Source organism: Pseudoalteromonas sp. PAR1 (genome assembly GCF_947311895.1).
Taxonomy (GTDB): domain Bacteria; phylum Pseudomonadota; class Gammaproteobacteria; order Enterobacterales; family Alteromonadaceae; genus Pseudoalteromonas; species Pseudoalteromonas lipolytica_C.
Window position 1 is genome coordinate 138071 of record NZ_CAMZMY010000005.1, and the last position, 25212, is coordinate 163282.

At 41.4% G+C, this 25212-nt stretch carries 19 protein-coding genes and 1 pseudogene; 12 read left to right on the plus strand and 8 right to left on the minus strand.

The window, feature by feature from the left end; genetic code table 11:
- Positions 1-10: 10 nt before the first annotated feature.
- Together QL229_RS05815 and QL229_RS05820 are read right to left on the minus strand one after the other, a co-directional pair.
- Positions 11-472 carry a hypothetical protein gene (locus tag QL229_RS05815; RefSeq protein ID WP_135923615.1) on the minus strand — a complete coding sequence of 154 codons (462 nt, stop codon included), beginning with the start codon at positions 470-472 and terminating at the stop codon, positions 11-13.
- A 27-nt stretch (positions 473-499) separates the two neighbouring features.
- Positions 500-1393 carry a hypothetical protein gene (locus QL229_RS05820; RefSeq protein ID WP_135923616.1) on the minus strand — a complete coding sequence of 298 codons (894 nt, stop codon included), beginning with the start codon at positions 1391-1393 and terminating at the stop codon, positions 500-502.
- A gap of 72 nt (positions 1394-1465) precedes the next feature.
- Here QL229_RS05820 and glnE point away from each other — a divergent pair, with 72 nt between their 5' ends.
- Positions 1466-4273 (plus strand): bifunctional [glutamate--ammonia ligase]-adenylyl-L-tyrosine phosphorylase/[glutamate--ammonia-ligase] adenylyltransferase, encoded by a 2808-nt coding sequence (glnE, locus tag QL229_RS05825; protein WP_281546547.1) that lies wholly within the window; start codon positions 1466-1468, stop codon positions 4271-4273.
- A 22-nt stretch (positions 4274-4295) separates the two neighbouring features.
- On the opposite strand, the gene QL229_RS05830 is transcribed toward glnE, so the two are convergent.
- The 3 genes from QL229_RS05830 to tolC all read right to left on the minus strand — a co-directional run bounded on the left by QL229_RS05830 (position 4296) and on the right by tolC (position 7305).
- Positions 4296-4871, minus strand: coding sequence for a TcpQ domain-containing protein (locus tag QL229_RS05830; protein WP_199526094.1), 576 nt, complete (start codon positions 4869-4871; stop codon positions 4296-4298).
- 59 nt (positions 4872-4930) lie between these two features.
- Entirely contained in the window at positions 4931-5857 is a 927-nt protein-coding gene (gene lpxL / locus QL229_RS05835; RefSeq protein ID WP_281546548.1) for an LpxL/LpxP family Kdo(2)-lipid IV(A) lauroyl/palmitoleoyl acyltransferase, read from the minus strand.
- Positions 5858-5964: 107 nt separating this feature from the next.
- The gene (tolC, locus tag QL229_RS05840) at positions 5965-7305 is read right to left on the minus strand and encodes an outer membrane channel protein TolC (RefSeq protein ID WP_281546549.1); all 1341 of its coding nucleotides are present in this window, start codon (positions 7303-7305) and stop codon (positions 5965-5967) included.
- 150 nt (positions 7306-7455) lie between these two features.
- Between tolC and QL229_RS05845 the strand changes: the two genes are divergently transcribed.
- From QL229_RS05845 to parC, 7 genes are read left to right on the plus strand one after another with little or no spacing between them, the layout of a single operon-like run.
- Positions 7456-8088: an NUDIX domain-containing protein gene (locus QL229_RS05845; RefSeq protein WP_281546550.1), complete on the plus strand. Its 633-nt coding sequence runs from the start codon at positions 7456-7458 to the stop codon at positions 8086-8088.
- Between the two features lie 9 nt (positions 8089-8097).
- Positions 8098-8556: a DUF1249 domain-containing protein gene (locus QL229_RS05850; RefSeq protein WP_135923622.1), complete on the plus strand. Its 459-nt coding sequence runs from the start codon at positions 8098-8100 to the stop codon at positions 8554-8556.
- Positions 8543-9325, plus strand: a complete 783-nt coding sequence (locus QL229_RS05855) for a metallophosphoesterase (RefSeq protein WP_281546551.1) — start codon at positions 8543-8545, stop codon at positions 9323-9325. Before QL229_RS05850 ends, QL229_RS05855 begins: the two co-directional genes overlap by 14 nt.
- Positions 9310-9870, plus strand: coding sequence for a YqiA/YcfP family alpha/beta fold hydrolase (locus tag QL229_RS05860; RefSeq protein ID WP_281546552.1), 561 nt, complete (start codon positions 9310-9312; stop codon positions 9868-9870). Before QL229_RS05855 ends, QL229_RS05860 begins: the two co-directional genes overlap by 16 nt.
- Positions 9871-9903: 33 nt before the next feature.
- Positions 9904-11793 carry a DNA topoisomerase IV subunit B gene (gene parE / locus QL229_RS05865; RefSeq protein WP_135923625.1) on the plus strand — a complete coding sequence of 630 codons (1890 nt, stop codon included), beginning with the start codon at positions 9904-9906 and terminating at the stop codon, positions 11791-11793.
- 34 nt (positions 11794-11827) lie between these two features.
- Positions 11828-12928: a PQQ-dependent sugar dehydrogenase gene (locus tag QL229_RS05870; protein WP_199526099.1), complete on the plus strand. Its 1101-nt coding sequence runs from the start codon at positions 11828-11830 to the stop codon at positions 12926-12928.
- 10 nt (positions 12929-12938) lie between these two features.
- Positions 12939-15236, plus strand: coding sequence for a DNA topoisomerase IV subunit A (gene parC / locus QL229_RS05875; RefSeq protein WP_138557188.1), 2298 nt, complete (start codon positions 12939-12941; stop codon positions 15234-15236).
- Between the two features lie 36 nt (positions 15237-15272).
- On the opposite strand, the pseudogene QL229_RS05880 reads toward parC, so the two are convergent.
- Positions 15273-17582 (minus strand): annotated as a pseudogene (locus QL229_RS05880) (M66 family metalloprotease).
- Positions 17583-17846: 264 nt separating this feature from the next.
- Here QL229_RS05880 and QL229_RS05885 point away from each other — a divergent pair.
- From QL229_RS05885 to QL229_RS05895, 3 genes are all read left to right on the plus strand, one after another.
- Positions 17847-18560 carry a 1-acylglycerol-3-phosphate O-acyltransferase gene (locus QL229_RS05885; protein ID WP_281546553.1) on the plus strand — a complete coding sequence of 238 codons (714 nt, stop codon included), beginning with the start codon at positions 17847-17849 and terminating at the stop codon, positions 18558-18560.
- Entirely contained in the window at positions 18560-18895 is a 336-nt protein-coding gene (rraB, locus tag QL229_RS05890) for a ribonuclease E inhibitor RraB (RefSeq protein ID WP_054552644.1), read from the plus strand. The genes QL229_RS05885 and rraB overlap by 1 nt, the downstream gene beginning before the upstream one ends.
- Before the next feature lie 218 nt (positions 18896-19113).
- A complete protein-coding gene (locus tag QL229_RS05895; RefSeq protein ID WP_199526105.1) occupies positions 19114-20331 on the plus strand; it encodes an HD-GYP domain-containing protein in 1218 nt (405 codons plus the stop codon).
- Here QL229_RS05895 and QL229_RS05900 read toward each other — a convergent pair.
- Entirely contained in the window at positions 20291-20614 is a 324-nt protein-coding gene (locus QL229_RS05900) for a hypothetical protein (RefSeq protein WP_135923630.1), read from the minus strand. The two genes, QL229_RS05895 and QL229_RS05900, sit on opposite strands and share 41 nt — an antisense overlap.
- A 336-nt stretch (positions 20615-20950) precedes the next feature.
- Here QL229_RS05900 and QL229_RS05905 point away from each other — a divergent pair, with 336 nt between their 5' ends.
- Positions 20951-22228, plus strand: a complete 1278-nt coding sequence (locus tag QL229_RS05905) for an outer membrane protein transport protein (RefSeq protein WP_135923631.1) — start codon at positions 20951-20953, stop codon at positions 22226-22228.
- A gap of 109 nt (positions 22229-22337) precedes the next feature.
- Here QL229_RS05905 and QL229_RS05910 read toward each other — a convergent pair whose 3' ends face one another.
- Positions 22338-25193 (minus strand): valine--tRNA ligase, encoded by a 2856-nt coding sequence (locus tag QL229_RS05910; protein ID WP_281546554.1) that lies wholly within the window; start codon positions 25191-25193, stop codon positions 22338-22340.
- Between the last annotated feature and the right edge of the window lie 19 nt (positions 25194-25212).

Sequence of the window (25212 nt, forward strand, 5' to 3'; positions counted from 1 at the left end):
TATTTATTTGTTATTTAAGGTCGTCTTTTGCACTTAAGACGTGAGCGGTAGTTTCGGCAATCTCAGATTGGCAAGAAAGGTGGTTAATATGAGCAGCATCAGGGCAGGGGGTAAAGCTAAAACCTTGCTCGTCTTGTTGAACTAAGTACCTTATCTTGTGTAATGAATTATAAATAAACTTTTGTGCATCATCAGCCAGTTGGTAATCAGTAAGATTAATGAGTACTCCCTGTATTGTGTGATGCTCGTGCAAATAGCTGGCTAGCTCAGAAACGCTTATTTCATTGCTAAAATCGCAGTAGCAATAATCTTTAATTAGTTCATCGAACATCAGCTTGACCATTTGTCGGCTATTAGCACCAGCCACAACAAGTGTAGAGCTTTCAGCTTTAGCAAAATAATGCTCAGCGAATGCTCGACTAAACTCATTGTCGATATCGACTAATAAAAAATTATTAATTTTATTTGGCATAAAGCCCCACGATTCAAACACTTCTGATCAAATTGAAAACATACTAATTAGTAAATAGCCTATAGCACCAAAAACGGCAAATTCGATACACGCAATTCCAATATTATCTTGGTGATCAACTTCCAGAGATGTATCAATATTGGGTAAGGAAATATATTTAATAATGTAGCTCAAAACATACAATAACACCCACATAGCACCACAATGTGATACTAAAGTGAATAAATTTTCTACCATCTTACCACTAATAAAGGATGCACTGGAAAGACCAGCGTAACCAGAAAGTGCTAGACCGATCGATTTCCCGGCATAACGTATGCCGATAGATGTGTTTTCTAAATTGAAATTACTTTGCAGCGATGCCCCTTGGTTGGCTTTTGCAAAGCGGTACTCGCGGATCTTAGTATCAAGAGCAAACATGCCTTGTATAACAAAAAAGCTAACGGTAGCAATAAGTAAACTACTAAAGCCTTGTGTGTGCGACCAATTGTATAAACCAAGACAAATGATACAGTTAGCTATCAGCATACCTGAATCAACCAGCGCAGCGCAGACATTCTGTTTTAAAATAGCCGCTTCTTCGTTAAAGCGATATAAAATCCATTTTCGGTGTATTAAATGACCAATTTTTATGAAAGAGAACAATAAAAAAATGAGTATCAATACTTTTAAAGGGTTTGATTGAGCCGCGCTTAGACTTATTTCATCAAAGATGTAAGCAATGGTAGCAATGACAACTAAGATCTCACTGGCAAAGCTTATTCCCATAGCAAAATTATCATGTTGCGCCAGTTCTTCTTTAAGGGCTTGTTTTGCCTTTATTTGCGTTAGGATACGCAGCAGTACTATGGTGATACAAATAACCGCAAAACTAATAGCAATCGCGACTAAACTAGTGTTAGATAATGATAAATATGACATGCAGATCCCTGCTAAATAAATCTTTGATAATCATTCTAGTACGGTTATTGGCAAGTTAAAAGAGAGTATTTAATGAGTAATTCGTATCCGCTTCCAACGTCAGTTCAACAGTTAGGCCAAACCCGCTTTACTAGCTTATACCCTGATCAAGATGTCGACGAAAATATCGCTAAGTTATTATCATTAAGTGATTTTGCTTGGCACTGCTTACAATCACAGCCGGCTTTGAGAACATGGTTACTTGATGAAACAGAATGTGCTAACCGCGTGGTAGAGTCGCCATTAAGTAACAGTGACCTAAGTGAACTTGACGATTCAGCAGCAATGGCAAAATTGCGTTTATATCGTGAAAAATATTGGTTGAAAGTTGCGTATCTAGATTTGTGTTGTGCAAACCCAATTGCTGACAGCATTGCTTATATCTCTGAGCTGGCAAACCAGCTTATTGACAGCGCAAATCAATGGGCTTTTGCGCAAGTTGCTAAAGTAAGCGGCACTCCAGTTGATGCTGACGGAAATGCCATCCCTATGTTGGTTCTTGGTATGGGAAAGTTAGGAGGAAGAGAGCTTAACTATTCATCGGATATCGATCTCATTTTTTCTTATCCTCGAGATGTTGCAACACAAGGTGGTCGTCGTTCAGTTGAAGCTCAAGTTTTTTATACCAAGGTAGCGCAAAAGTTAATTATGGCGCTTAACCAGACAACAGTGAACGGCCAAGTTTTTCGAGTAGATATGCGTTTGCGGCCTTTTGGCGAAAGTGGTCCATTGGTGATGAGCTTTCATGCTATGGAAGATTATTATCAAGAACAAGGTCGAGAGTGGGAACGCTATGCCATGCTCAAAGGGCGTTTAATTGGTACTGAGAATCGCTATTGGAGCGAGTTTTACGAACTGTTAAGGCCTTTTGTTTACAGGCGTTATATTGATTTTTCAGTGATTGAGTCACTTAGAAAAATGAAGCATATGATTGCTCAAGAACTACGTCGTAAACGTTTAACCAATAACATAAAACTCGGTGCAGGTGGTATTCGTGAAGTGGAGTTTGTAGTGCAAGCTCTGCAAATGGTGCGTGGTGGTCGAGAAGCAAACTTGCAAACGCAGTCATTACTGTTGGCTCTAAAAGAGCTGGTTAATAATCAAGTTATGACATCCACGGAAGCGCAATTGTTAAAACAGAATTACCTAGAATTACGCCGTGTAGAGCAGTATTTACAAATTTTTGCTGATAAACAAACTCAGACACTACCTGATGATGAGCTTAATCAGCAGCGCCTTTGTTATTTACTTAATAAGGCTGATTTTAGCCATTGCCTAGCTGCAATCGAGCAGGTGATGGCTGAAGTACATAATGAGTTTGAGCAAGTCATTGGCTTTGAAAGTGAGAGCGCAGATCTCTGTGAAAGTGAGTATATTAGCGCGTGGGAGATGACAGATGTTAGTTTGATGTGCGAGCCTAACCATGACTGGCAAGCGGCGCTTGAAGACTTTAAAGCGCGTTTAACGAAGGCGAAAATAGGCACGCGCGGCAGAGATATTCTCGACAAATTAATGCCACTGTTGCTTAAACAGCTTACTGTTGCCAAGGCAAGTGGCGAAGCATTTAACATGATAAGCCAAGTGCTGAATAAAATTATTTCTAGAACCGCTTACCTTGAGCTGTTATATGAAAATCCAGGTGCATTAAATCAACTGGTTGCACTTTGCTGTCATAGTAAATGGATTGGTGAACATATTTCGCGTTACCCAATCTTACTTGATGAGCTGATTGATCCTCAGGTGCTCTATAAACCGACGCCTTTATCTGCTTACAAAGATGAAATTAGGCAGTATTTCTTGCGTATAGAACATGGCGATTTAGAGCTGCAAATGGAAGCACTTCGTCAGTTTAAACAAACGCATCAGTTACGCATTGCTGCCGCCGATGCAACTGGTGTGCTTAGTGTGATGAAGGTTAGCGATCACCTTACTGCGCTTGCTGAGGCTATTGTAGAGCAAGCGGTCAATATTGCCTGGCATGCTTGTGTTGAGCGCTTTGGTCGGCCAGCCAATACTTCTGATCAAGAAAAGGGCTTTGCAGTTATTGCATATGGTAAAACGGGCGGCTTTGAAGTTGGCTACGACTCAGATCTTGATCTGGTATTTGTGCATAATCACGATGGCAGTAGTTATACCGACGGTGATAAATCAATTGATTCACGTCAGTTTTATTTAAAGCTCGCGCAGCGACTAATGCACTTATTCAACACGCGAACTGCGTCTGGCATTTTGTATGAACTTGATACCCGCTTACGTCCCGAAGGGGCATCGGGCTTACTGGCTATTAATTTAGAAAGTTATTATCACTATCAGCAAACTCAAGCATGGACGTGGGAACACCAAGCTTTAGTCCGTTCACGCATGATTTATGGGCAAGTTTCATTACACGAGCGCTTTACTGCGATCCGTAAAGATGTGTTGTGCCAAGCACGTGATACAGAAAAGCTGAAAAAAGAGGTCATCGAGATGCGTGAAAAAATGCGCACTCACCTAGCGAAAGGGAATGATGAACTGTTTGATTTAAAACAAGATAGAGGTGGTATCACAGATATTGAGTTTATCACTCAATATTTGGTGCTGAATAATGCGATGCAGCATCCAGAGCTAACCACTTGGTCTGATAACGTGCGCATTTTAGCTGATGCTGCACGTTTAGGTTGTATCACAGAGCAAATACAGCAGGAATTAGTCGAGGCATATATTACCTATCGCTCACGCTATCATGTAATGAGTTTAGATCAGCAAGGTCGTTGTGCGCCACGTGCTGAGCTAACTCAGCACGTAGCATTGGTTAGTAACGCGTGGCAGCAAGTATTTATAGCAAACAGCAATAATACTTAACGAAATGGTATTAGAAGTGCTGTTAGCTTTTTAAGCGGCGGCAGTTCTCGCGCACATAAGCAGAGGGGAGCTCAGTGATAACAGCTGCTCTTTGCTTAAAACAAAAGAAGGTATAAACCTCATTTTCGAAGTCGTCATTGATGGCACGGCCAACCTGATACAGTGTTGAAACAAAATTACTATCAACACGAAAATGATCTTTAACGACATAGTCTTTACTTAAATACCAATAAAGTACAATGTCTTCATTACGGGCATAATCAGAGAGCACGTCTTTTAACGTATTACCATTTTCAAAGCGGCGCGGTTGAATATCGCCGGTCCAGTTTGGTGACGATGGTTCAACCACTTTTTCGCGCTCAAATAGTGCAACATCTAAACTTGTTTCAGGTGTTGGTAACTTGAGAACGTATTTATCACGTTCGTTATCTTTGCTGTTTACTTGGTTACGTAACGCAGAATAAAAGCGAGACAACCCCTGAGCAGCGGCATTTTTTGTTTCTTTCATATCAAATACCGGACCGCTACCGAATAAAAAGTAGATTGCAGCAGCAATTAAAATAAAAGCTAATGATAAATGCTTAACCCAGAACCACATTTCTAATACTCTTGTTGTTTATTACCTTAATAAAAACATACTAATTAAAAATTGTCACTCTACTTGTAATAAGAAGGTGCGTTCTTATCAGGGCGCGTTTTAAAACGTCGATGTAACCACATGTATTGCTCTGGGGCATTATCTATGGCTTGTTCCATTCGTTGATTGACACGTGTTACATCTTTTAGATCATCGCCACTTGGGAAATCGTGCAAAATAGGCAGTACTTCTAAATGGTAGCGACCTTGTTCATCACGTCGGCTGGTTAGGCTGACAGTTTCGCAGTTTTTGCTATTAGCGAAAAGCAAAGTCCCTGTTGTTGTTGCTGTCTCTTTTACTGCATAAAAAGGCGCAAACTCACAGCGATTACGGCCATAATCTTGATCAGGAAGGTAATAGCACACTTTTTTATTTTTAAGTGCTTTTAGTAAACCCTTTACATCTCGCTTGCCAATTAAGTACTCGTTTGAGCGTAAGCGCCCATTCGTCGTAAAGTATTCCATCAAAGGATTATTATGAGGGCGATAAAAACCAATGCCTTGGTGTTTTAAACCCATGACACGGCTTGCCATTTCTAAATGAAGAATATGCGGTACAAGTAACAATACCCCTTTTCCTGATTGCTGGATTTGCTCAAAGTATTCTAGGCCCTTAATGGAGCCATATACTTTTTTTACACGCCACTCGGGCCACCACCAAGCCATGCCAGTTTCCATCATGGCAATACCGGTGTTTTCCATATTTTTACGAACTAATTCGCGCTGTTGATGTTCTGGCATATCAGGAAAACATAAACGAATGTTGACCTCAGCGATATGGCGACGGCGTTTCATAAAGCGGTGCACTAAACGGCCAAGTAGTTTACCTAGTGCAAGTTGTAATTTGTGTGGTAACCAAGAGATAAGATATAAAAAGAACACGCCAATCCAAGTTAACCAGTAACGTGGGCCTAAAAAAGACGCTTTAAACGGAGATGAACTAACCACAAAAAAATCTCTAAAAATAAAAAAGCTAGTTTAACTGTATGTCTTTAAAAATACAAAAAGCCAGCGCTAGGCTGGCTTTTATTTAAGGACTCAATTAGAAGAAATAATTAGATTTCTTTTAAACCCTGATTAATTGCAATAAGGTCTTCGCTAGTTAGGGTACCGGCAGCTTGTTTCAAGCGTAGTGTAGAAACAACATAACGGTAACGAACATTCGCTAAGTTACTTTTTGCGTTATACAGGTTTTGTGTGCTGATCAATACGTCAACGATAGTACGTGTTCCAACTTCAAAGCCTGCTTCAGTTGCTTTAAGCGCACTTTCTGCAGAAACAACAGCTTGTTGAAGTGCTTTGTAAGTTGCGATGTCAGAGACCACTTGATTATATGACGTGATCACTGAGCGTGTCACTGCACGTAGGCTTGCTTCTAAGTCTTCGCTTGCTGCAACATAGTAAGCGCGAGCTTGATCTGTTGCTGCTGTCGTTGCTCCACCTGAATAAATAGGTAAGCTGAAGTTAACACCCACTTTTGCACTGTCTTCACGTGGTTGATGTGAATTACTGTTTAAATCTGTCAGGCTATCACCATAAGACGCGTTCAAAGTTAGCTTAGGATAGTGACCTGCTTTTGCTAAATCGATTTGGTCTTTTGCAATATCAACCGTTACTTTAGATACTTGCAGATTTAAGTTGTTGTCTTCGGCAATTTTTATAAAGTCAGTTGATTGTTTATTAGGTGCAACCGTCGAAAAGGTGTCTGTATTTAATACATCTAACTTAGCGTGGTATTTACCCGTGATTTCACGAAGTTGCTCACGTGCTGTTTCAACACTATTTTTAGCCACAATTTCTTGTGCTACTGAGTTATCGAACTGAGCTTGTGCTTCATGAACGTCAGTGATCGCAGTTAAACCTACCGCATAACGCTCTTTAGTTTGTTGTAACTGACGTTCGATAGCACGTTTTTCTGCTTGCACGAACTCAAGGTTATCAATGGCGCTTAATACATTGAAATAACCTTCAGCAACACGAACGATTAGGTCTTGGCGTGCAAAGTCATACTGTGCAGTTGCTTGTAATGCTTGTTTTTCTGCAATACCAAGTGAGTTCCATGCACCTAAATCGAACAATGTTTGACTTAAGCTAAGGCCACGACTGAAAACGTCAGGGTCATAATCATAACCAGCATAGCCTGTAGCATCATTACCATCGTATAGGTCCGACTTGGTTTTTTCATAGCCAAGGCTTAAGCCAATTTGTGGTAATAGTGCACTTAACGCGCGATCGCTCTCATAGGCTTGCGCATCTGCTTGGGCTTTTGCTTTAAGTACGGTAGGATCGTTCGCGGTTGCGATCTCGTAAACTTGAAGTAGGTCTTCAGCGTTACTTGCTGTTGCAGTCAATGCGCTAGAAAAACCAATCAGCGCAGCGAGTAATGTTTTTTTCATTTTTTGTTCAGTCCTTAGACAATTTCGTACTGCCAACATGGTACTCTTTTTTAATGAATAACCAAAAAAAAATTACGTAAATCTACATGTCCAAGTGTAACAGAATATAATTGACGATAAATTTTACGTAATACTTACAGGAAATAGTGAATGAAAATATCAGCAATCTCACAATTTAGCCATGACGACATAGAGTTAAAGCCAATTGAGCGAGTTTATGATGGTTTTTTTAAAATTAATGTGTATCGCTTTCATCATGCGCTGTTTGCTGGTGGTAAATCGGTGGAGATTAAGCGTGAAATTTTAGAGCGAGGCCATGCTGTAGCTGTACTTCCTTATGACCCTGTTACTGATCAAGTGTTGCTTATTGAGCAAATCAGGATTGGTGCAATGGCATCAAAGCAGTCTCCTTGGTTACTTGAGTGTATCGCTGGCATGGCTGATGGTAGTACTGACTACGAAGAGGTTGCCAAGCGAGAAGCGTTTGAAGAAGCGGGCATTGAACTTAATGAGCTCGAATTTATGATGTCGTATCTTTCAAGCCCTGGTGGTACGACTGAGCGTTTGTACTTATATTTTGCGCGCACTGACTTATCTGGGTATCAAGGTGGCCTTTTTGGTCTAGATAATGAAGATGAAGATATCAAAACCCATGTAATGTCATATCAAGAGGCCATGCTACGTTTAGAGCAAGGCGAAATTGATAACGCTGCAACTGTGATCTCATTACAGTGGTTAGCACTTAATAAGCAACGTATACTGTCTGATTGGAACAATAAATAGGGGATTATTTTGGCCTACGTCACTGCCGAACAGCGCTATATTCAAAGTTTACCCAAGTACTTAACATTGTGTGAACACAACTATGCGCGTGCACTAAAATTATTGCCACGTGAGCGTTTGGTAGGGCAGGAGCGAAAAGTTCAGTTAGGTCAGAGCACTTTTGTGATAAAAGTGGACGATACGGCTAAATACACCACCGATATCTCTATTAATCAAGAAACTGGACAATTGAGTTCATTACAGCCTCTATATCTAACGGTCCGTATGTATCATGATGCGAAAGTGGCTGAAATCATCCATCATGATTTTCATCAACGTATCAAGCCCTCATACGCGTACCCGAATCCGAGTATGCACCAAAAAGATGAAAAGTATCAGCTTAATGCCTTTTTGTATGACTGGTTGGTTGCCTGTGTTGAAAATGGCCGAGCAGTTTTAAATTGGGATGTAAATAATGGCTTGGTTTAGTGACCGCTATCATTTTGATAAAAAAGCACTGAAAGTTGCCCATATCACTGATTGCCACTTATCAAAAGACACAACGGGTGAATACTTTAACGTGAATACGGCTGCGTATTTTGCGCGCTGTTTACATGCCATTGCTGAGCTAGATGCTGATTGTGTGGTGTTTGGTGGCGACTTAACACAAGATCACAGCAGCGAGTCTTATCAACTTTTTGCTAAATTAATTACAGATTCAGCGCTCAGCTGCCCGGTATTTTGGTTGCCTGGCAATCATGATGAACTCGCTGAATATGAAAAGCTTACAAGCCCGCAAATTTTAAACATTAAACGCATTACGTTTTTAGGTGGGCAACTGCTTTTAGCAAACTCAAAAGGTCCGACGCCAGCAGGTTGGGTAACTCACACGCATTTGAATGAATTAAGCCAAGCAATAGGGCAAGTTCCAAGCGTGGTGTTTTGTCATCATAATCCGTTGCCAATTCAAGCTTATTTAGATAAACATATGCTAGAAAATGGCCCACAGTTTTTAAACATGTGTGTTAATAGTGAGCAGTGTATTGGTGTGTTTCATGGTCATGTGCATCATGAATACACGCAAACCTACCGAGATCTTAGCGTGTTTGCTACACCAGCCAGCTCGATACAATTTACCAAGCACACGATGGCATGGCAGCAAGACGATTTAGGCCCCGCATTTCGTGTCATCAACTTAAATGTTGATGCACAGCAAAAATTGCAGTTAAGCACGGATGTAGTATGGCTAAACGGGTAATTTATATTCATGGCTTTAATAGTTCTGAACAGTCTTACAAAGCCGTGCGCTTTGGTGAACATATGGCGCAATTCGATGTTGATTATCAGGTGCCGCGATTAACCCATGAGCCATTACATGCAATTATACAATTAGAACAATTGCTAAATGATGATACTGTATTACTAGGTAGTTCATTAGGCGGTTTTTATGCGACCTATCTGTCGCAACGTTATTCGATACCTGCGGTGGTGATTAACCCTGCGGTTCGCCCATTTGAGTTACTCAATAACTATTTAGGGCAAAATTATAACCCGTATCAAGATAGTCATTACGAACTTGGTACTCGTCACATGGATGCATTGCGCAGTTTATATTTGCCGCAATTAGACACTCCTTCATTGCTTTATTTGCTACAGCAAACGGGCGATGAAGTACTGCCTTTTCAGCAGGCGGTTAACTATTATTCTCAGTGTAAGCAACACGTTGAATTTGGAGGCGATCATAGTTTTATCGGCTTCGAACAAACCTTTGCAAGTATTGTAGATTTTCTTAAAATCACGTAAAACATAGCTAAGCGCATAAAAGATATAAAAACTATGAGTCAGCAAAATTATAACGCCGAAGCAATTGAAGTCTTAAACGGGTTAGAGCCCGTAAAACGCCGCCCAGGTATGTATACCGACACGGTTCGTCCTAACCACTTAGGTCAAGAGGTTATCGATAACAGTGTCGACGAAGCAATGGCAGGTCATGCAACAAAAATTGATGTTATTCTTCATGAAGATAACTCACTTGAAGTTATTGATGATGGCCGTGGTATGCCAATTGATATTCACCCAGAAGAAGGTATTCCGGGTGTGGAACTTATTTTTACCAAGCTACATGCCGGTGGTAAGTTCTCAAATAAAAACTATCAGTTTTCGGGTGGTCTACACGGGGTAGGTATTTCGGTTGTAAATGCGCTATCGACTCGTGTTGAAGTAACCGTGCGCCGTGATGCACAGCAATTTCGTATGGCTTTTGAGAACGGTGACAAGGTTGAAGACCTTAACGTCATTGGTACTGTGGGTAAGCGTAATACAGGTACAACTGTGCGTTTTTGGCCTGATGCCAGCTATTTTGACTCAGCTAACTTCTCTATTACTAAGCTTAATCATTTGCTAAAAGCCAAAGCAGTATTATGCCCAGGCCTGCGTATTAAGTTTACCAATAAGCAAACCAAAGAAAGCCAAGAGTGGTATTACGAAACAGGTTTAAAAGATTACTTAAATGAAGCTGTTAAAGGTTTTGAAGTACTGCCAAAAGACCCATTTATAGGTGAATTTTCTAGCTCTACAGAAGGCGCTGATTGGGCTGTGGTATGGTTACCTGAAGGCGGTGAGTCAATCGCTGAAAGTTATGTAAACTTAATCCCTACTGCCCAAGGCGGTACACACGTCAATGGCTTACGCCAAGGCTTACTTGAAGCAATGCGTGAATTCTGTGAATTCAGAAACCTATTACCGCGTGGCGTAAAGCTAACGCCAGATGATATCTGGGAGCGCTGTAGCTATGTGTTGTCGGTAAAAATGCAAGACCCACAGTTCGCTGGTCAAACCAAAGAAAAGCTATCTTCACGTTCATGTGCAGCATTTGTTTCTGGTGTAGTAAAAGATTCATTTAGCTTATGGCTAAACGAGCACACAGAAACGGCAGAATTATTAGCTGAGCTATGTATCTCAAATGCACAGCGCCGTTTACGTGCCGCCAAAAAAGTTGTGCGTAAGCGCATTACTTCTGGCCCCGCATTACCAGGTAAATTAACCGATTGTAGCGCGCAAGATAATGACCGCACTGAACTGTTTTTAGTAGAGGGTGACTCTGCGGGTGGTTCAGCAAAACAAGCGCGTGACCGTGAATTCCAAGCAATCATGCCGCTGCGCGGTAAAATCTTAAATACCTGGGAAGTGGAGTCGGGTCAGATTTTAGCGTCGCAAGAGGTGCATGATATCTCTGTGGCACTAGGTATAGACCCAGATTCGAGTGATTTATCTGGTTTGCGTTATAACAAAATTTGTATCTTGGCCGATGCTGACTCGGATGGATTACACATTGCGACTCTATTGTGTGCTTTGTTCGTGCGTCATTTCCCTGCACTTATTAAAGAAGGTCACGTGTATGTAGCAATGCCGCCATTATTCCGTATCGACATTGGTAAAGAGGTGTACTATGCCCTTGATGAAGATGAAAAGAACGGCATTTTAGCGCGCATTGAGGCCGAGAAGAAACGTGGTAAGGTCAATGTTCAACGCTTTAAAGGGTTGGGTGAAATGAACCCACTACAATTACGTGAAACCACTATGGATCCAAATACGCGTCGTCTAGTGCAATTAACGCTGGACGAAGAGGAGCAAACGATGGAGATGATGGATATGTTACTTGCAAAGAAACGTTCATCAGACCGTCGCCAGTGGTTGGAAGATCACGGTAACCGCGCACAAGTTTAGTTAAGGTAGTTGAACGAATGAAAGGGCAAGAAAAATGAAAAAAATACTGACCTCATTATTATCGCTGAGCTTGTTGTCAGCGCCGGTAATGGCCAAAGATATTCTTGATAAACTCACTGTAGCTGATGGATTTACTATCAGCTTGTTTGCTGATGACGTTGAAAATGCGCGCCAGATTGCCGTGTCAAAAAGAGGCATCGTGTATGCTGGTTCACGAAAAGCGGGCAATGTATATGCATTAATAGATCATAATAGTGATGGCGTTGCCGATAGAAAAATGGTTATCGCCACAGGCCTTGAAATGCCTTCGGGATTAGCTGTTAAAGATGGTGATTTATATGTGGCAGAAGTGTCGCGTATCATCCGTTTTAAAGATATCGATAAAAACCTAAAAGACCCTAAATTTGAAGTCGTTTACGATAAATTCCCAACCGATCGTCATCATGGCTGGAAGTTCATTAGCTTTGCGCCAACCGGTGAGCTAATTGTGCCTGTGGGTGTGCCATGTAACATTTGTGCGGAAGACGACAAATATGGTCGTATCTTTTCGTTAGATGTTGATACAAAAGAAATTAAAACAATCGCCAAAGGCGTTCGTAACTCAGTTGGTTTTGATTATCACCCAACTACCAATGCATTTTGGTTTAGTGATAATGGCCGTGACATGATGGGCGATGATATGCCTCCTTGCGAAATCAACCGTGTAGGTGAAGGTGAAGAAGGGGCACATTATGGTTTCCCTTATGTACATGCAGGTGCCATTTTAGACCCTGAGTTTGGTCAAGGTAAGAGCATTGCTGATTACAAGTCACCTGCGCTTGCACTTGGTGCGCACGTGGCACCTCTTGGTATTCATTTTTATAACGGCAAACAGTTCCCTGCGAAATACAAAGAGCAACTATTTGTTGCTGAGCATGGCTCTTGGAACCGCAGTAAAAAATCGGGTTACAGAGTGATGTTAGCGAACGTTGAACAAGGTCGTATTACCCAATACACTCCGTTCGTTACAGGGTTTATGCAAAATGAAGAAACATTTGGTCGCCCAGTTGCCTTTGCAGAACTTGCAGATGGCAGCTTATTGATCTCAGACGACTTTGCTAACGTGATTTATCGTGTTAGCGCAAAGAAAAAATAGGTAAGCGTTAATGAGTGATACTGATACCTTGCTGATGCAGGGCATAGAACAACAAACAATGGGGCGTTTTACTGAAGACGCCTACTTAAACTACTCAATGTACGTCATTATGGACCGCGCCTTACCGCATGTGGGTGATGGTCTAAAGCCTGTACAGCGTCGTATCATTTATGCAATGAGCGAGCTTGGGTTATCGGCGCAAGCTAAGTATAAAAAATCTGCGCGTACTGTTGGTGATGTACTTGGTAAATACCATCCCCATGGTGATAGTGCTTGTTATGAAGCCATGGTGTTGATGGCTCAGCCGTTTTCTTATCGTTACCCGCTGGTGGACGGCCAAGGTAACTGGGGTGCCGCGGACGATCCTAAGTCATTTGCGGCGATGCGTTATACCGAAGCGCGTTTATCTAAGTTCTCTGAAGTTTTATTAAAAGAGCTCGGCCAAGGTACTGTTGATTGGACCGCAAATTTTGATGGCACACTGGATGAGCCAATGGTATTGCCAGCGCGCTTACCGCACATTTTGCTCAATGGTGTGACTGGTATCGCGGTTGGTATGGCAACGGATATTCCACCACACAACGTGCGAGAAGTTGCCAGTGCCTGTTGTTTACTGCTTGATAAACCAAAAGCTGAAATCGAAGAGCTGCTTGAGTTAGTGCATGCCCCTGACTATCCAACAGAAGCTGAGATAATCACTCCGAAGGATGATATTCGTAAGATTTATCAAACCGGACGTGGCTCTATCAAGATGCGTGCAATTTACACTGAAGAGCACGGTGATATTGTAATTACAGCGCTACCTCATCAGTGTTCAGGTGCAAAAGTACTTGAGCAAATAGCTGCACAAATGAACGCTAAAAAGTTACCGATGGTTGCCGATTTACGTGACGAATCAGATCACGAAAATCCAACTCGTATCGTGATTGTACCGCGTTCGAACCGCATCAAGGCTGAGCCATTAATGGCACACCTGTTTGCAACCACCGATTTAGAAAAGAACTACCGCGTAAACTTAAACATGCTTGGCCTTGATGGTCGTCCGCAAGTTAAAGACTTACGTAGTATCTTAACTGAGTGGTTAACGTTCCGTCGTGAAACTGTTCGTCGCCGTTTACAATACCGCTTAGATAAAGTGTTAGCACGCTTGCATATTTTAGAAGGTTTATTAACTGCCTTTTTAAATATCGACGAAGTCATCGAAATTATTCGCACTGAAGATAAACCAAAGCCCGTATTAATGGAGCGCTTTGGTATTACCGATATTCAAGCCGAAGCAATTTTAGAATTAAAGCTACGTCATTTAGCAAAACTTGAAGAATTTAAGATTAAAGGTGAGCAAGATGAGCTTGCGCTTGAACGTGACAAGTTAGAGCAAATTCTGGGTTCTGAGCGTCGTATGTCGACGTTGATGAAAAAAGAAATCCAAGAAGCCGCTGAAATGTACGGTGATGATCGCCGCTCACCAGTCGTTGAACGTGTAGAAGCAAAAGCACTAAGCGAAAAAGATCTTATTCCTTCTGAGTCAGTTACAGTTGTGTTATCTGAAAAAGGCTGGGCACGTGTTGGTAAAGGCCATGATTTAGATGTTGAAGGGCTAAGTTATAAGTCTGGCGACAGCTATAAAGCCTCGGCGCGAGGTAAGAGTAATCAGCCAGCAGTGTTTTTAGACTCAAGTGGTCGCGCTTTTGCTACCGATGCACACAGTTTACCTTCAGCTCGTAGTCAAGGTGAACCAATGACAGGGCGCTTTAACCTAAGTTCTGGTGCCAACTTTGAGCATGTGGTGATGGCAGAAGACAACCAAGTGTTGTTAATGGCTTCAGATGCAGGTTATGGCTTTATTAGCGACTTTAAAGATTTAGTGAGTAAGAACAAAAACGGTAAAGCGCTTGTTAGTGTTCCTAAAGGCGGTGAATTACTCGCGCCAATTAGAGTGACTGATGTAGCGACAGACTACTGTATGGCAATTTCTAACGAAGGCCGAATGTTGTTATTCCCACTGCGTGACTTACCTAAGTTAAGTAAAGGTAAAGGGAATAAGATTATTTCTATCCCAAGTGCGAAAGTACAAGCTCGTGAAGAGTTTGTAAAAGTACTTGCTGTGGTGCCAGAGGGCAGTAGCGTAACCCTGCATGCAGGTAAACGAAAACTGACACTTAAACCGTCTGATCTTGAGCATTATCATGGTGAACGGGGTAGACGAGGTAACAAATTACCACGCGGTCTACAGCGGGTTGATGAAGCTGTGGTTGAGATGACTCAGACTGATGATAGTGATGAGTCGCCAACTGAAGTAATAGAGTAAAATACAAGGCCTGCAATTGCAGGCCTTTTTGTTGCTTTAGTTTGCAACGACTCTCATTGAAGCCGGCCTAGAAAAGTTAAGGTATTGACCGTTATCGGCTTTTACATTTTGCAAATCTTGATGGCTGGTATTTTCAGTGAACGTAGCTGTATGGCGATAAGATAGATTCGGCTAATCAGAAAGAGTCACTGCTACTCCTGGCGCTGCTTTAACGTATACAGGATGTTTATTGATATAAGCAGGTAGCCTGTAGTTTGAGCGTTCATTTGCTTTTAAGCAGTATTCACTTTGATCTAGCAAGCTTACAATGCAACCTAAAGGCTCCTCAGAGCTAAATACGCGCATAGAGCGCGGCTTAGAGAAATCTAAATATTGTCCATTTTTTGCTAAAACATTTTTCAGTTTATTATTTTCAACGGTGCCATTAAAAGTCGCAATGCGGTTATAAGATAAGTTTCCATAGTCAGATAACATGACCTGTAAACCTTGTGGTGCTCTCACATAAACAGGCTTTCGACTTACAAAAGCGGGAAGAGAGCTTGCTTTTTGTCCATCCTGTAGACAAAACTCTTCGTTTGTTTCTATGTTTACAATACAGGCTTTTGGCTTCTCTTGAGTAGTGATAACTGAGGCTGGTAAGTTTTGTTTTGCAGGTTCTAGCTCTTGCCATACCAGTAGGTTTGAGTCGCAGTACACAGAAGCGCTAGTTGGTACTGAAGCTGCCTCTAGATTGATGTGGATCTTATTCATTTTACCTGTTGTTAATCGTGTTGCAGGTAGGTTGAAGGTTTTATTCCCTGCTTTTTGGGTTTTGACAATTAACTTACAGCTTGATGAAGAAAAGCTGTCTTTATAGACGGCGCCCGAAGCACCGTGAAGTGCAGGGTAAATAAAGCTTTGTAGCTGTTGTTCAGGATCGTAAAAACCGATGATTGTTGTGATTGGAACATCTTGCTTATAAGGAGTGCGATTAACCAAGCGCAGTGTATTGGTATCTAAGACTGTATTGTTCCAAGGTTGCATTGATTGAGTCAGCGGATCCCATTTACTAAACCCAGTTTTGCTGCTGCTATCAAAATGTGCTTTGCTTTCTAAAAAGCGTTGTATATGTTGCAACTCGTATGGAGTATGTAGCGTGTATTTGTTGTACTCGCTGTACATTGGCCCACCACCAGACATAGAGCCTGTGCCATATTGATGACCATTAAATGCAGCAATACAGGTCTGTTTATAACAGCGGTCTTTATACGATAACTTAGGTGAAAAGTTTGGTATAAATTTATCTAAGTCGCCATCCCAACCCCAAGTTGAATTACGTTCATCGGCGGGGCGATTTAATACTCCATTTTCGCCGCCAGGGTAATGGCCTAAACCGAAGTTATGTCCTAACTCGTGACTAAATTCATTACCAACAGATTTATACAGTGTCACCATGCCCGCACCACCTGATAAACCGTGAACAAAGATACCATTATCGTACTTACCAATAGCATTATGGGCGGTTACTTGTGCTGCACTATACGGGTGTGCTGTTGGGCCTCCGATACCAGACGCATTGATACCATAGTTAGCATTATTGATACCATGCGACAGCAGGTTTTTAGCAATTAAATGGCGCATATCGCCAGAGTATATCCCCCCTTTACTTGGATCTGAGTCAGTCAACAGGCGGCCGTCAGGCATCATCACTTCGGTTAAATGCAGCGGTTCAAAATTATTTACAGATAGCTTAGTAATAGGGACTTGCTGAAAGTACTGGCGATGTAAATCAGCATCGTGTTGAAAAGTGAACTTGTCTCGATAAGGAGTAAGCAAGCCTACATCAATAGTATTAATTATAAGACTTGTGCTTGCACCAACTTTGACGTTATTTAGTTTACTTGACTTATCGCCTAGCTCAAACGCAAAGTGAATGTTCGGCTGAATAACTGATGCCGGCAGAATGCTCGAAAAAGTGTTATCAGAATAGTTAACAGAATTATCATCATAACCAAAGGGTTTAGTAAAGGCATCAGGCGAGCGCATAAACGTTTGATACACGAGGGTATCGTTGCTATCAAGCACACTTAAGATAATTTGAGAGTCATTTGCTAATTCTTGATGTGGCTTGAACATCAGCATGGTTTTTCTTTGCGCTACTAAATGAGGTTGAATATCCTCTTCGATCTTATTTAGAGAAGGCGTTATTGAATTTTGAGCAAAAAGTACGGTTGCAGGAAAGTTTCCTTCGGTATCACTATTAAGGGCATTTTGGTTAAAGTAGTGAGTATCTGTGTTATTTGCCACACTGTAGTTACTTAGCGTTAATGCGCACAGTACAGCTAGAGATAAAGATGTGTTTTTCATAAACGTTCAACCAATTGCGTCATAAGTAGGAATAAAGCTATCGAAAATACTATCATTCATAGGCCTAGCACCTTTTAAGATGCTTCATAAATGAACAAGAGAAAACTCTGAACACGGTTACCAATTGGCTATTTCAGATAGCCGTAATGGTAATGCCGGTAAGCTATTTTGTAATAATCTTTAGCTTACATGTGTTCGCTTAATACTATGGAAATGCAATTAATCACGGTATAATGCGCGCTGATTAGTACGAGGAGAATTCGTTTGTTAGCTGTTTTTCGCATTATTTTCATGGCTTTATTTATAGTTTTAAGCTGCCTTGTTGGTTTGCTTTTATGTATTGTGAAGCCGTTTCATGCCAATAACGTTCACATTATCTCTGGGTGGTTTTGCAAAGTTGCTAAAGTATTGGGTGTAAAGCTTGAGCTTAAGTACCACGAAGATCCTAAAAATATTGGTCCTGCAGTGTATGTAGCCAACCATCAAAATAATTATGATTTATTTACTTTGCCAGCGATGGTGCCTGAGAACTGTGTAAGCCTTGGTAAAAAAAGCCTTAAGTGGATCCCATTTTTTGGCCAGCTTTATTGGCTATCAGGCAATATATTAATTGACCGAGCTAATCGCTCAAAAGCAGCTGGTACAATTTCTAAATCAGCCGAAAAAATTAAGCGTAAAGGGTTATCGGTATGGATGTTCCCTGAGGGGACGCGTAGCTATGGCCGAGGTTTATTGCCTTTTAAAACTGGTGCTTTTCATACTGCTATGAGTGCCGATGTGCCAGTAGTGCCTGTTTGTATGAGTACAACACATAAAACTATTAAGCTAAATCGCTGGGATAATGGTACAATTTATCTCGAAATGTTAGCGCCAATCTATCTTGATAAAGACGTATCTGCTCGTGATCATGCATCCCATGTTCATCAGGTTATGGCTGCTAAAATAACTGAATTAGATGCTCAAGTGAGAAATAAATAATGGAAAATTGGCGCGAAATTACTGAAGACATCGTAACTTCATTACTTGAAGATGGCTCAGATCCTGAAGTACTTTATGAAGTGGAACACCACTTTGTTAGCGAAAATTTTGAAAAATTAGAGCAAGCAGCTTTAGCCGCTTTTAAACTAGGTTATGATGTTGAAGAGCCTGCTGAACTTGAGCTAGAAGACGGCGAGAAAGTGTGGAGCTTTGATGTGGTTGTTGAGTGTGAACTTGACGTAGAAGCGATTATGGAAGACGTAGACAAGCTAGAAGCGCTTGCTCAGCAAACTGATGTTGAATACGACGGCTGGGGCACTTACTTTCAGGAGTAAACAGCTGTCAGCTCTCAGATTGAAACTTAATAGTTTGTGAGCTTCTAGGGGAAAGAGTAAAGTTAGCGAGTTGCTACTTTCTAACTTTCCCTTTTTTAACTTTCCTCTTTTCAACTTTCTAACCCATACCTATTTCGTATTCTAAGAATAATATATAGACATTTTTGATTAATTGGTGATAATTAAAAACTCAATCTTTTTATACACCAAGCGCGTTTATGCTTATAACTTTACCCATTGCCGAACTAGTACCAGGGATGTTTGTTGACAGTGTCAGTAAGCAGCAAGAGCACGTAAATAGCATAAAAATTAAGACGCGTGGCCTGGTCCGCGATAAAACCATTATTCAGCGCTTAATATCTGAAGGTGTTGAAGAGCTTCTTATCGACTTCACCCAAAGTGATGTTGCACTTCCTAAAAAATATCAACCAAAACCTGAGACTACTCAAGCCAAAGTAGAACAAAAGCCTGCGGCTAACGAAGTACCGCAAGGGATCACTGTTCAGCAAGAGTTTCTAAAAGCCAGTGTGCATTACGAACAACATAGTCGAAAACTGCAAGGCTTCTACTCTGATATTACCTCGGGTTTAAAAATGAATGTGTCGGTACTCGATGATATCGCCGTTGATATAGTCAGCTCGGTATTTCGTAATCACAATGCGTTGACTATCTTAACTCGGCTCAGAGATAAACATATTTATAATTGGCGACATATGATCAACACCGCCATTTTGGTTAGTGTGTTTGCCAAGTACTTAGGCTATAAAGAAAAAACCATTAAAGAATTAGCAATGGGTGCATTGCTGCATGATATTGGGCAAGCCAAGATGCCACAGGGGGTTCTTTCTAAGCCAAGCGCATTAAATAATAATGAAATGCAGGTAGTAAAAAAACATGTGGCACAAAGTTTAGGTTTAGTGAAAGGTGAAAAAGGCATTACGCCCTTAATGTTAGAGATGATAGTTAATCATCATGAACGTTTAGATGGCAGCGGTTATCCTCGGGGCATCACCGGAGAAAAGTTAAGCCGACCAGCGCGCATTATGGCTATTGTTGATGTGTATGATGCAATGACGGCGGACAGACCTCACCAAATGGGTGAAGAACCCATTTCGGCACTTCGCTATTTACTTGCTAACAAACAGATGTTTGATTCAGAGTTGGTGCAACGCTTTATTAAATGCTTAGGTGTACATCCTGTTGGCACGATTGTGAAGTTAAACAATGAGCGTTTGGCGCTGGTAATGGAAGGAAATCATCAAAATCCAATTAAGCCTAAAGTTAAAATATTTTATAACGCGAAACACAAGCACCACATTACTGCGAAAGATGTTAATTTGAATGAAGAGCAAGATCTTAAGATTGTTGCAAGTATAAAACCGCTAGATTATCAGCTTAATTTGGCTCGTTTGTTAAAAGAGCATCTGCTTGTTTAGACTTAACGCAGCGTTTTCTAGCGCTGCGTTTTGCTGATATAAATGCACCACTAAAACAACTCGTCATTAAAACCAACCACAACAACGTCCCTTTTTCGACATGCAAGGCTATGCAGCATAACATGAGTGACAATACCGCACTAAACATCGCTTTTAACCAAAAGTGATTCACAGGGTTATCGCAATCACCTGCTTTAGTACACGCACAGTAGTTAGCTTTACAAAAATAATGAACACTCACACCGCATAACATCAGCGCAACAACAATAAGTGCGATTTCCATGGCCCGATCCTAACTGAAAAACCTTTATTTAAGTCTAAAGGGACAACAAATACATGTCAATGCAAATGATAACTATTGTTGTTTGTAAGGTTTGTAACCAGAGATCTGATGAGTTTTAATAAGTTGTTATCTTGTTGTTAAAATGCGGGTTTTTTACCTATTTCTAACGAAAAATTACAGTTTTTTGATCTTAATTAAGGTAATGTTCGAAAGTTTGTAATCATTAGAATAAAACATCTAATACCAACATACAGTGCTAATCTTTTATGCTTAACTAATGGGTTGCCCTCGATGTTGGATTAGCTAACGCACAAGTTTGCAAGAGGACACAGATTTATGAAGTTCACTAAAACACTAATTGCAGCATCACTTGCTGTTGTTTCTGCTGACAGCTTTGCTGCAGCCTTTCAATTAGCAGAGCAAAACGTATCAGGTTTAGGTCGTGCATACGCTGGTGAAGCAGCCGTAGCTGATGATGCCTCTGTTGTTGCTCGCAACCCTGCACTTATGTCTTTATTCAAAGACAAGCAAATTTCAGTTGCAGGCATTGCTGTAATTCCAGACGTAAGTCTAAATGGAGAAGGTGCGGCATATGGTTTAGATGAGAATGTTATTGATGATGACAGCATCGCACCATCTGCATTTATTCCTGCTGGCTACTTCACAATGCCATTAAACGACAAAGTATCACTAGGCTTTGGTGCTTTCTCAAACTTTGGTCTTTCTACTGAATTTAATGATGACTACGCTGCGGGCTCTATTGCAGGTGAAACTGAAATCGTTACTGTAAATATGAATGCAAGCGCTTCATATAAAATCAACGAACAGTTCAGCCTAGGTCTTGGTTTAAACTATGTTTATGCTGATGCTAAAGTTGTTCGTAATGCAGGTACTAACCCGTTTGGTTTACCAGCTAGCACGCAAATCGCTCACCTTGAAGGTGACGACTACGGCTTTGGTTGGAACGTTGGTGTAATGTATCAACTAGATGAGAATAGCCGTTTTGGTTTTAACTACCGCAGCGAAACAGATATCGATTTTGAAGGTGAGTACTCAAACCAACTTCCAGCTGCTGTTGGCGGTTTAGCGGGCACTGTAGTACCTGGTGAGTTAAAACTAACACTACCAGCAATTGCTGAGTTTTCTGGTTCACATCAAGTTGATAAGAAGCTAGGCGTACACTACAGCATTTTATGGACAGGTTGGGACAGCTTCCAAAAATTAGAAGCATATACACCAAGCCTTGAAACGCCTGTATTCTCTAAAGAAGAGAACTTCTCTGATTCAATGCGTTACTCTATCGGTACTGACTACCAATACAGCGATGCATTATTACTTCGTGCAGGTATTGCATACGACGAATCACCAGCTGATAAATCACACTTATCAATCTCTATCCCTGATACAGATCGTTTCTGGTTCTCGTTTGGTGGTAACTACGCATTCAGCGAAAACTCAAATGTTGACTTAGGTGTAAGTATCCTTCGTGGTAAAACACAAAACTTCTCTGAAAAAGACAGCCTAGCAGCTTCTTTAGGTCAAAATGTTTCATGGGAATATGAATCAAAAGGTCACGCAGTACTAGTTGGTGCTCAGTATAACTACACGTTTTAATACTGGCGCGACGTAAAGTTGCGCTACAGAGCATTAAAAAGCCGCGCTATAACAATGTTATAGCGCGGCTTTTTTGTAAGCGCGAATAAATCGCGCTTGATATATGCTGTTATAGACTTTCGATTTTCGCTTTTTGCGCTAATAGTTTGTCTTTCGCATCTGTAAATTCAGCCAGTTTAGCATGCTCTTTAGCAAGCACAGCTTCTGGTGCATTATTTACGAACTTCTCGTTAGCTAACTTGTTTTGAACCTGTGCTAAGCCTTTTTCTGCTTTTTCAAGCTGCTTCGCGATACGGGCTAATTCAGCTTCAACATCGATTAGGCCAGCCATTGGGATCATGATCTCAAGGTTGCCAACATATGATGTTGCACATGCAGGTGCTTCGTCTTTGTTATCAAGAAGCGTGAACTCTTCAAGCTTAGCAAGAGACGCTAAGAATGCTTCGTTATCCGTTAAGCGGCGCTTGTCTTCGTCAGACGCATTAGCAAGCAATACCGATAATGGCTTGCTTGGGCTGATATCCATTTCACCACGGATGTTACGAATAGCAAGAATGAATTGCTTAACCCACTCAAGGTCAGCCATTGCTTGGCTATCAACATTTGCTTCATTGTAAACAGGGAAACCTTGAACCATGATGCTAGTGCCCGCAGTTTCAATGCCTGCAAGTGGTGCTACACGTTGCCAAATCGTTTCTGTGATGTAAGGCATTAACGGGTGCATTAAGCGTAGTAGGCTTTCTAATACCGTGATCAAAGTATGACGAGTACCACGTTGCTGTGCTTCGTTACCTTTAAACAATACTGGTTTAGTCAGTTCTAGGTACCAGTCACAGAATTGGTTCCAAGTGAACTCATAAATGGTGTTTGCTGCTAAGTCAAAACGGTAGTTTTCTAGATGCTCAGTATAGGTTTTAACGGTTGCTTCAAATTGGCCTAAAATCCAACGATCAGCAAGTGAGTACTGTTTTTCAGCATCTGTAGCGAAGCCACAATCTTGCTCTTCTGTATTCATTAATACGTAACGGCTCGCGTTCCATAGTTTGTTACAGAAGTTACGGTAACCTTCTAGGCGGTTCATATCCCAGTTGATATCACGGCCCGTTGAAGCCATTGCTGCAAGGGTGAAACGTAGCGCGTCTGTACCGTGTGCTTCGATACCGTTTTCGAATGTTTTGCGAGTATTTTTCTCAATCTTCTTCGCTAGTTGTGGTTGCATCATGTTGCCAGTGCGCTTTTCAACTAGGCTTTCAAGGTCGATACCGTCAATCATGTCGATAGGATCAAGAACGTTACCTTTCGATTTAGACATCTTATCGCCGTTTTCATCACGGATAAGGCCTGTTACGTAAACGGTTTTAAATGGTACTTGTGGCTTGCCGTCTTCATCTTTGATGAAGTGCATGGTCATCATGATCATACGAGCAACCCAGAAGAAGATGATGTCGAAACCTGTTACCAGCACGTCAGACGGGTGGAAAGTTTTTAAATCATCAGTGTTTGCAGGCCAGCCTTGCGTTGAGAAAGTCCAAAGCGCAGATGAGAACCAGGTATCTAAAACGTCTTCGTCTTGCTTAAGTGCAACATCATCAGCAAGGTTGTTATCGCGGCGTACTTCAGCTTCGTCACAACCAACATATACGTTACCTTCGTTGTCGTACCAAGCAGGGATGCGGTGACCCCACCAAAGCTGACGTGAAATACACCAATCTTGTACGTCGTTCATCCACGAGAAGTACATGTTCTCGTATTGCTGAGGTACAAATTTAATGTCGCCATTTTTAACCGCTTCTTTTGCTGGTTCAGCAAGAGGTGCTACGCGCACGTACCACTGGTCAGTAAGAAGTGGCTCAATCACTACGCCAGAACGGTCACCGTAAGGGACTGTTAAGCTGTGATCTTCAATTTTTTCTAATAGGCCAAGTTCTTCAAATTCGCTCACAATCGCTTTACGTGCATCAAAGCGGTCAAGGCCGTGTAGGCGCTCAGGAATTGGCGCATCTAATTCAAGCTCTTTACCGTCGAATGTGTAGCTCTCGCCTTCGCTTAATACCGCAGCATCTTTGTTGAAGATGTTGATCATTGGTAGTTGGTGACGTTTACCTACTTCGTTATCGTTAAAGTCGTGAGCAGGAGTAATTTTTACACAACCAGTGCCTTTTTCCATGTCTGCATGCTCATCGGCAACAATTGGAATACGACGGTTTACGATAGGTAGTAAAATTTCTTTACCGATCAGATCTTGGTAACGCTCATCGTCAGGGTTAACCGCAACACCTGAATCACCTAGCATTGTTTCAGGACGCGTTGTGGCAACAACGATATAGTCTTTACCATCTTGTGTTGTTACGCCATCAGCAAGTGGGTAACGTAAGTTCCACATGTGACCTTGTTTGTCTTTGTTTTCAACTTCAAGATCAGAAATAGCGGTGTGTAGTTTAGGGTCCCAGTTTACTAGGCGCTTACCACGGTAGATTAGATCTTCTTTGTGAAGACGTACGAATACTTCTTTAACCGCCTCAGAAAGACCTTCGTCCATAGTGAAACGTTCACGGTCCCAATCTACAGAAGCACCTAAACGACGTAATTGTTTAGTGATAGTGCCGCCAGAGTGATTTTTCCACTCCCAGATTTTTTCGATAAATGCATCACGGCCTAGATCGTGGCGTGTTTTACCTTCTTCAGCAGCAAGCTTACGCTCAACAAGCATTTGTGTTGCGATACCCGCGTGGTCAGTACCTACTTGCCATAATGTATTATTGCCTTGCATACGCTTTAAACGCGTTAGCGTATCCATGATGGTGTCTTGGAACGCGTGGCCCATGTGTAAGCTACCCGTGACGTTTGGTGGCGGGATCATAATTGAGTATGCGTCACCTTGGCCAGACGGTTTAAAGTAGCCATTTTCTTCCCAGTCTTGGTATAAAGACTGTTCAATATCTTGCGGATTATAGGTTTTATCCATTACACAGAACCTTAAATAA

Coding starts and splice junctions, on each gene's coding strand:
- QL229_RS05905 (WP_135923631.1), top strand. CDS start 20,951: ATGAAGTTCACTAAAACACTAATTGCAGCATCACTTGCTGTTGTTTCT.
- QL229_RS05830 (WP_199526094.1), bottom strand. CDS start 4,871: ATGTGGTTCTGGGTTAAGCATTTATCATTAGCTTTTATTTTAATTGCT.
- tolC (WP_281546549.1), bottom strand. CDS start 7,305: ATGAAAAAAACATTACTCGCTGCGCTGATTGGTTTTTCTAGCGCATTG.
- QL229_RS05910 (WP_281546554.1), bottom strand. CDS start 25,193: ATGGATAAAACCTATAATCCGCAAGATATTGAACAGTCTTTATACCAA.
- parE (WP_135923625.1), top strand. CDS start 9,904: ATGAGTCAGCAAAATTATAACGCCGAAGCAATTGAAGTCTTAAACGGG.
- QL229_RS05820 (WP_135923616.1), bottom strand. CDS start 1,393: ATGTCATATTTATCATTATCTAACACTAGTTTAGTCGCGATTGCTATT.
- QL229_RS05860 (WP_281546552.1), top strand. CDS start 9,310: ATGGCTAAACGGGTAATTTATATTCATGGCTTTAATAGTTCTGAACAG.
- QL229_RS05845 (WP_281546550.1), top strand. CDS start 7,456: ATGAAAATATCAGCAATCTCACAATTTAGCCATGACGACATAGAGTTA.
- QL229_RS05815 (WP_135923615.1), bottom strand. CDS start 472: ATGCCAAATAAAATTAATAATTTTTTATTAGTCGATATCGACAATGAG.
- QL229_RS05870 (WP_199526099.1), top strand. CDS start 11,828: ATGAAAAAAATACTGACCTCATTATTATCGCTGAGCTTGTTGTCAGCG.
- QL229_RS05895 (WP_199526105.1), top strand. CDS start 19,114: ATGCTTATAACTTTACCCATTGCCGAACTAGTACCAGGGATGTTTGTT.
- glnE (WP_281546547.1), top strand. CDS start 1,466: ATGAGTAATTCGTATCCGCTTCCAACGTCAGTTCAACAGTTAGGCCAA.
- rraB (WP_054552644.1), top strand. CDS start 18,560: ATGGAAAATTGGCGCGAAATTACTGAAGACATCGTAACTTCATTACTT.
- QL229_RS05855 (WP_281546551.1), top strand. CDS start 8,543: ATGGCTTGGTTTAGTGACCGCTATCATTTTGATAAAAAAGCACTGAAA.
- QL229_RS05900 (WP_135923630.1), bottom strand. CDS start 20,614: ATGGAAATCGCACTTATTGTTGTTGCGCTGATGTTATGCGGTGTGAGT.
- parC (WP_138557188.1), top strand. CDS start 12,939: ATGAGTGATACTGATACCTTGCTGATGCAGGGCATAGAACAACAAACA.